The 7,855-nt window shown below is 42.6% G+C and carries 6 protein-coding genes and 1 other annotated feature; of the genes, 3 read left to right on the forward strand and 3 right to left on the reverse strand.

What is annotated here, in order from left to right:
- Positions 1–80: 80 nt before the first annotated feature.
- From pheA to bamD, 3 genes are all read right to left on the reverse strand, one after another.
- Positions 81–1,259: a prephenate dehydratase gene (pheA, locus tag AACQ17_RS03490; RefSeq protein WP_026028348.1), complete on the reverse strand. Its 1,179-nt coding sequence runs from the start codon at positions 1,257–1,259 to the stop codon at positions 81–83.
- A gap of 12 nt (positions 1,260–1,271) precedes the next feature.
- Positions 1,272–1,390: a sequence feature (Phe leader region), on the reverse strand.
- A gap of 109 nt (positions 1,391–1,499) precedes the next feature.
- A complete protein-coding gene (gene hpf / locus AACQ17_RS03495; protein ID WP_026027341.1) occupies positions 1,500–1,826 on the reverse strand; it encodes a ribosome hibernation-promoting factor, HPF/YfiA family in 327 nt (108 codons plus the stop codon).
- A 448-nt stretch (positions 1,827–2,274) separates the two neighbouring features.
- Positions 2,275–3,000, reverse strand: a complete 726-nt coding sequence (gene bamD, locus AACQ17_RS03500) for an outer membrane protein assembly factor BamD (RefSeq protein ID WP_013857531.1) — start codon at positions 2,998–3,000, stop codon at positions 2,275–2,277.
- Between the two features lie 155 nt (positions 3,001–3,155).
- Here bamD and rluD point away from each other — a divergent pair, with 155 nt between their 5' ends.
- The 3 genes from rluD to clpB all read left to right on the forward strand — a co-directional run bounded on the left by rluD (position 3,156) and on the right by clpB (position 7,539).
- The gene (gene rluD / locus AACQ17_RS03505; RefSeq protein WP_013857530.1) at positions 3,156–4,130 is read left to right on the forward strand and encodes a 23S rRNA pseudouridine(1911/1915/1917) synthase RluD; all 975 of its coding nucleotides are present in this window, start codon (positions 3,156–3,158) and stop codon (positions 4,128–4,130) included.
- Positions 4,130–4,855 carry a peptidoglycan editing factor PgeF gene (pgeF, locus tag AACQ17_RS03510; RefSeq protein ID WP_026028350.1) on the forward strand — a complete coding sequence of 242 codons (726 nt, stop codon included), beginning with the start codon at positions 4,130–4,132 and terminating at the stop codon, positions 4,853–4,855. Before rluD ends, pgeF begins: the two co-directional genes overlap by 1 nt.
- Before the next feature lie 107 nt (positions 4,856–4,962).
- Complete coding sequence (clpB, locus tag AACQ17_RS03515; RefSeq protein WP_026027339.1) at positions 4,963–7,539, forward strand: ATP-dependent chaperone ClpB; 2,577 nt, start codon at positions 4,963–4,965, stop codon at positions 7,537–7,539.
- Positions 7,540–7,855 lie beyond the last annotated feature (316 nt).

Below are 7,855 nucleotides of genomic sequence, written 5' to 3' on the forward strand. Positions count from 1 at the left end.
TGTGTGAAATGATTGGGCATTATATGAACTATGTTGATGTCTGTCAGCTGACTTCTGTCAAATATTTGACTTAAATGTGATTATTGAAGTTTTACTTGGGTCGGTTTAACATTTTCGCTTGGGTAGCAACCTAATACTTTTAAATGCTTAGTGATTTTTGTTAGCTCATTCAATGCTTGCTGCATTTCAATGGAATCAAGATGTGATTCAAGATCAACATAGAACATTTCTTCCCAAGGATTACCCATAATAGGTCTCGATTCCAATTTGGTCATATTGATGCCGTAGCGTTGCAGCACTAACAAGCTTTCAACAAGTGAACCAGCTTGTTGTGATGTCGACATGATTAATGTCGTCTTCGCTGGAATTTGAGTGGAGACTTCCACGGGTTTTCGCGCAACAACAATAAAGCGAGTCTGGTTTTCTGTTTGATTGGCGATATTAGATTTGATCGATTGTAAGCCGTACAGTTTACCGCTGGAGGCATTGCCAATTGCGGCAACATCGTTGCGATTAAGCTGCTGTACTTTTTGCATCGCATCAGCGGTGCTCGCACAGGTTTCAAGTGTAACGCCTTTTAGGCGGCTTAAAAATTCGCTGCACTGCTGGTGGGGCTGTGGGTGTGAATAAAGGATTTTAAGCTCTTCCAAACGTAATTCAGAGGTGGCGACCAAGCAGTGCTCAATCGGTAAAGTGAGCTCACCGACAATGTACAAGGTAGTATGTTGTAGCAAATCATACACCTCGTTAATTGAACCTGAACTGGTATTTTCAATCGGCAATACCCCATAGTCGGCATGACCCGATTCAACTGTTTTAGTGACTTCTTTAAACTGATCGCAATTGAGTTCGATCAACTCTGTATTTTTACGACTGAAGTACTCACGGGTTGCAAGATGGGAGTAAGAACCTTTAGCACCTAAAAAAGCAACCCTTGCCAGCGGTTTACGGCTTAGTTGCGGATTGGCTAGATTCTGCAAGTATGCTTGCTGTAGCAAGACGGAGTCTTCAATGATGGTATGAAATAGTTTAGTAATGTACTGAGCATCTAAATTGTATTTTTCTTTACCAGTATTAATCAATTTGACTAAAAGTTGCTGTTCACGTATTGCATCTCTCACTGGTTTTGCGGTTTCCACTTTGCTTTTAGCGACTTCAATGCTGAACTTTCGACGCTCTGCCAGTAGGTTCAGCAGTTGATCATCAAGCTCGTTCAGTCGCAAGCGGATCTCTTCAAGTGAATAGTGCTTTTCAGTCATAAAAATGTCCTTGTAAAAAAGCCTCCCAGTGGGAGGCTTCCTGTTCGTTTTTGACTTATCTTCTGTCAACGACCATGCCTCCAAGGTTATTGGAGAAAAAAGAAGTCAAAAAAGAACAGTGAGGTTAAGTGCATAAGAAGGTGATTTCTCTTTGAATGTAAAGACACAATAAGCAAGCAACCGTAGAGCGTCAAGCAAAAAAATAGCGCTTGAAAGCGCTATTTTTCATCATATTAAACTTTATTCAACTTCTTCTTCTACTTCCGGTTTGTCGGTACGACGAGCTTCCGGTTTATGGCGCAGTTTGTTGAGTTGGCGTTCTAATTTTTGTTCTACCTCATTGATAGCTGCGTAAAGATCTTCATGGGTTGCAGAAGCGACTAATTGTCCTTTGGGTACCGTGATAATAGCTTCGAATCTTTTTTGTTTATTGGGCTCTTCACTAAAGCTAGCTTGGCATCCTATGATATCCACTTGCCATTTTTCTAGTTTTTTAAATTTGCTCTCAATGTGAGTGCGGATTGCAGAGGTGATGTCGATATTTTTACCAGTGATAGTTACTTTCATAGATGTTTTCCTCTGTTGCATCCCTCATGGGTTAACTTCAGATTACTGATTTAATACTAAAGTAATGTGATCTGGATCACTTTATTGAATGTGATTTCAAAGGGCGAGTTTAAACGTGATCTCACGCAAAGAGTGCTGACAAAGAGTAAAGAAAAAGCTTGTGATTCCTATCAATCTGGATAGATTGGTTAAAAGATCAAGCTAAGAATTTCCCATTTTTAGGGTGTTTTTGCGGCCTAAAAAGAGCGCTGCTCATTTCTTATTCAAGTGTTTTTTGTGATCTTTATTCTAACGATGTTTTGAACACCTCCCTTTTTATTTCAGTTTTCCCTGCACCACTCATTTTCCAGCCGTCTTTTGCTGGCGTGTTATTATTCCCATCGACTCCAAATAAAAAAACCACTCAAAGCGTGAGTGGTTTTCATGGCGTACCTAAGCTTATTGCAAACTATTGTGGATTGAGTGCAATTAACTTTTGAGTTCTGGCAATGGCATCGTTCAGTTTGAGCTGTTTATACGCTTCCAACTGAATGTGTAATGATTTGCGAGCCGCTTCAGTGTCTGGATACGTTTTTTGTAGCTCCTGAGCACGGTTGATGGCCGCAATCCAAGATTCACGGCGTAAGTAAAAATCAGCTGTGGCAAGGTCATATTCAGCCAGCCTATTTTTTAACGCGAATAAGCGTTTATGAGCATCTTCTGCATAAGGGCTTGTTGGGTAGCGTTGCAGCAGTTTCTTAAAATCAGCAAACGCAGCTTTTACCGGTTCTGGATCACGATCCGCGCGATCGACATTAAATAGGTCATGCATGAAGTTGCGATCTTGCGCCATATGCGTCAAACCACGCATGTAGAGTACCCAATCCATTTTTTCATGGGTTGGATTCAAACGGGTAAAGCGTTCAATGGTCGCTAAACCTAACGCAAGATCATCGTTTTTGTAGTAAGCGTAAATAAGGTCAAGTTGAACTTGTTCTGAATACGCGCCGAAGGGATAACGTGAATCTAACGCCTCAAGTTTTTGAATGGCCGTTAACCAGTTACCACTTTGCAGTGAGGTTTGCGCTTCTGAGTATAATTCAGAAGGCGGCACATCAGGGACAATCTCTTCGCTGCTTGAACAGCCAAATAACAGTGATAATGCGAGTAAGCCTGATAAAGTGTGGTGTTTCATGACAGGAGTCGTTTCCTTGAATTAATGCTTCTTAATTGAGTGCGTAATCGCTTTACAAATCGTTTCGTTACTTTCTTAGCAGTAACAGATACAATGACGCCATATTTTATCCATACTAGACGCTATTAGTCTCACGGTTTTTAAAAAAGTTCGATATGGCTCAGCAGATTGAATTAACAAATACAGTAAAAGATAGCCAGTTAGGTCAACGTTTAGACCAAGCTGTCGCTGAATTATTCGCAGATTTCTCTCGTTCACGTCTAAAAGAGTGGCTTTTAGAAGGCAAAGTTCAGGTCAATGGTGAGGTGATCACTAAACCAAGAACGAAAGTCATGGGGGGAGAAATCATTACGGTCCAAGCCGAGCTTGAAGATGAAGAGCGTTGGGAAGCGCAAGATATACCTTTAAATATCGTGTATGAAGATGACGATATTATGGTCATCAACAAACCACGAGATTTTGTCGTTCATCCAGGCGCGGGTACTCCAGATGGCACAGTGTTAAATGCACTGTTGTTCCACTATCCAGCTATTGCAGAAGTACCTCGTGCGGGGATTGTGCATCGTTTGGATAAAGATACGACTGGTTTAATGGTGGTCGCTAAAACGGTTCCTGCACAAACACACTTAGTTCGAGCGTTGCAAAAGCGTAAGATTACGCGTGAATATGAAGCGATTGTGATCGGTACTATGACTGCTGGTGGGATGATCGATAAGCCGATTGGCCGCCACTCAACAAAACGTACATTGATGGCGGTAAGCCCGATGGGTAAACCAGCGGTAACTCACTATCGTGTGGCCGAGCATTTTCGTGAACATACGCGACTTCGTTTGCGTTTAGAAACGGGCCGTACTCACCAAATTCGTGTGCATATGTCATATTTGCAGCATCCTTTGCTTGGGGATACCGCCTATGGTGGCCGCGCTCGCATTCCGAAAGGGGCAACGCAAGAGCTGACCGATATGATCCGTGGTTTTGATCGTCAGGCTTTGCATGCCGTTATGCTTCGACTTGAGCATCCTGTGACTGGTGAAATGCTAGAATTTCATGCGCCAGTACCTGACGATATGATCATTATGGCGGAAGCTTTACGCGTAGATACTAAGTTGAATAAAAAAGACGAGTTCTAATGCAGAAGATCATCCCTAACTGGAATGCACCTAAACATGTAAAAGCTTTCTCCTCGACTAGAGTCGGTGGCTTTTCGTTAGCTCCTTATCAAGGGCTGAATTTAGGCATGCATGTTGGGGATGATCCTTTATCCGTTGAAAAAAATCGCCAATGGCTAACGCAGCAAGCGGCGATGCCCTCTGAACCTATTTGGCTTGAACAAACGCATTCAACACAAGTGCTAGAGGTTACTCAACCTACTCAGCAGATTCTGAGTGCCGATGGTGTTTTTACCCACCAGCATAATGTGATTTGTTCTGTAATGACCGCTGATTGCTTACCTGTTCTACTCACTAATCACCAAGGCAGCGAAGTGGCTGCAGTTCATGCTGGTTGGCGCGGTTTAGCTAATGGGATACTCGAAAATGCGCTCGCCAAATTTTCTAGTGATATCCTAGCTTGGCTCGGTCCTGCTATCGGTCCTACGGCATTTGAAGTCGGTGATGATGTATACCATGCCTTTGTTGATCAAAATACCAAAGCAAAGGCCGCATTTTCTCTTCAAGAGAATGGAAAATGGCTAGCAAATATTGCACAGTTAGCCACGTTAAGGTTGCATCAATGCGGTGTTTCAGAAATATCAGATAGCGGCCTTTGTACCTTCCATAATCCTCATCAGTTTTATTCCTATCGACGCGACGGAATCACAGGTCGCCAAGCTTCATTTATTTGGATCGAAGAGTAACTTACGCAAGATCAATCTTCCCTAACTTGCCCCTTGAAAAAGCACTAGTACGTAGCCATCTTTAGCTACGTAAGATTAGTTTCTCAATTAAGGTGAGGAAAGTTGGTATGCGTCTTGATCGATTTACAAGCAAATTTCAAATTGCCATTTCTGATGCTCAATCATTGGCATTAGGCCGTGATCATCAATATATCGAGCCTGTTCATTTGATGGTGGCATTGCTCGATCAAAATGGCAGTCCAATTCGTCCACTTCTTACTATGTTAAGTGTGGACGTTATGCAATTGCGCTCGAAGCTCAGTGAGATATTAGACCGTTTGCCAAAAGTTAGCGGTATCGGTGGTGATGTTCAGCTTTCTAGCGCAATGGGTACTATGTTCAATTTGTGCGATAAACTCGCGCAAAAACGGCAAGATTCCTACATTTCTTCGGAAGTGTTTTTGCTAGCCGCACTAGAAGATAAGGGCGCGCTTGGTCAATTACTCAAAGAAATAGGGCTCACCGAGAAAAAAGTTTCTGAAGCAATAGAAAAAGTGCGTGGAGGTCAGAAAGTGAATGATCCAAATGCAGAAGAGCTAAGACAAGCGCTTGAGAAATTCACAATAGATCTAACTGAACGAGCGGAACAAGGCAAACTTGATCCTGTCATCGGCCGTGATGACGAAATTCGTCGTACCATTCAAGTATTGCAACGCCGGACCAAAAACAACCCCGTGATTATTGGTGAGCCCGGTGTAGGTAAAACGGCGATTGTGGAAGGGTTAGCGCAGCGCATTATTAATAATGAAGTACCAGAAGGTCTACGTGGTCGTCGAGTATTGTCATTAGACATGGGGTCTTTGGTCGCAGGGGCTAAGTATCGTGGTGAATTTGAAGAACGCTTAAAATCGGTGCTTAACGAGCTAGCGAAAGAAGAGGGTAATGTCATCCTCTTTATTGATGAGTTGCACACTATGGTCGGTGCAGGTCGAGGCGAAGGCGCAATGGATGCAGGGAATATGCTTAAGCCCGCTCTGGCTCGAGGAGATCTACACTGCGTCGGTGCGACCACTTTAGACGAGTATCGTCAATATATAGAGAAAGATCCGGCACTTGAGCGACGTTTCCAAAAGGTACTGGTTGATGAGCCTAGCGTAGAAGACACAGTAGCTATTTTGCGTGGTTTGAAAGAGCGTTATGAGCTCCATCACCATGTGGAGATCACCGATCCCGCTATTGTTGCTGCTGCGAGCTTATCGCACCGTTATATTTCTGATCGCCAGTTGCCTGATAAAGCGATTGACTTGATCGATGAAGCCGCTTCAAGTATTCGAATGCAAATAGATTCAAAGCCAGAATCTTTAGATAAGCTTGAGCGCAAAATTATTCAGCTGAAAATTGAGCAACAAGCGCTAACGAATGAACACGATGAAGCGAGTGAAAAACGCTTACAGGTGTTAAACGAAGAGTTAAAAGTGAAAGAGCGCGAGTTTGCCGAGCTGGAAGAAGTTTGGAATGCGGAAAAAGCAGCTCTTTCGGGTACACAGCATATTAAGTCCGAATTAGAGCAAGCGCGTATGGATATGGATTTCGCACGTAGAGCGGGTGACTTGAACCGTATGTCAGAACTTCAATATGGCCGAATTCCTGAACTTGAAAAGCAGCTCGACCTTGCAACTCAAGCTGAAATGCAAGAGATGACTTTACTGCGCAACAAAGTAACTGATGTAGAAATAGCGGAAGTGCTTTCAAAGCAAACTGGTATTCCAGTTTCTAAAATGCTGGAAGCTGAGAAAGAAAAACTGCTGCAAATGGAGGATGCGCTGCATCAACGAGTTATCGGACAAGTTGAAGCCGTCGAAGTGGTATCAAATGCGATTCGCCGTAGCCGAGCTGGGTTATCTGATCCAAATAGACCGATTGGTTCCTTCTTATTCTTAGGGCCAACTGGTGTGGGTAAAACTGAATTGTGTAAAACACTCGCAAACTTTATGTTTGATAGTGAAGATGCCATGGTGCGAATCGACATGTCTGAGTTTATGGAAAAACACTCAGTAGCGCGATTAGTCGGCGCGCCTCCAGGTTATGTGGGCTACGAAGAGGGTGGCTACTTGACCGAGGCTATTCGTCGTAAACCGTACTCGGTTATCTTGTTGGATGAAGTTGAGAAAGCACACCCTGATGTCTTTAATATCCTACTACAGGTATTAGATGATGGGCGCTTAACTGATGGACAAGGACGCACAGTTGATTTTCGTAATACAGTGGTAATTATGACCTCAAACTTAGGGTCTTCGCAAATTCAAGAAAAATTCGCAAGCTTGGATTATGAAGGCATTAAAAAAGAGGTAATGGAGATTGTAGGTAAACATTTTAGACCAGAGTTCTTAAACCGAGTGGATGAAAGTGTAGTATTCCATCCGTTGGCGCAAGAACAAATTAAATCGATCGCTTCTATTCAATTAGCCCGTCTTGGTAAACGAATGGAAGAGAAAGGTTATCAGCTTGAGGTATCTGAAAAAGCGTTAGAGCTGATTTCTCAAGTTGGGTTTGATCCTGTTTACGGAGCAAGACCATTGAAACGCGCTATTCAACAAAGCGTTGAAAATCCATTAGCGAAAGAAATCTTGGCAGGAAGAATCCTACCGGATAAAAAAGTTAAGCTAGTTGTTAGCAATGACCAAATTATTGCTCATCAAGACTAAACATTTACATTCAAAAGGGCCAGAAATGGCCCTTTTGTTTGAAAATTACTCTCATTGGTTCTTTTGTGAGCTGTTGGTTCGTTTTTATGAGAAAGTTTCATTTTAAGACTTGTGTCCTTCGCTAAACTACCTATAATGCGCCTCGTTGTCAGGGCAGTGCTAGTTACTTCTTCTGATAATAGATGGACACTTGTTTAAAAGAAATAATCGATAAAGTGTTTGACACTTAAGGTTATTTCGCTAGAATGTTCGTCCGCTTTGAATGCTTTTAGGTAAGCATCCAAGCAAGCTCTTTAACAATATAAACCTATCAATC

It is taken from the genome of Vibrio sp. V10_P2A27P122 (assembly GCF_963874335.1).
GTDB classification, from domain to species: domain Bacteria; phylum Pseudomonadota; class Gammaproteobacteria; order Enterobacterales; family Vibrionaceae; genus Vibrio; species Vibrio anguillarum.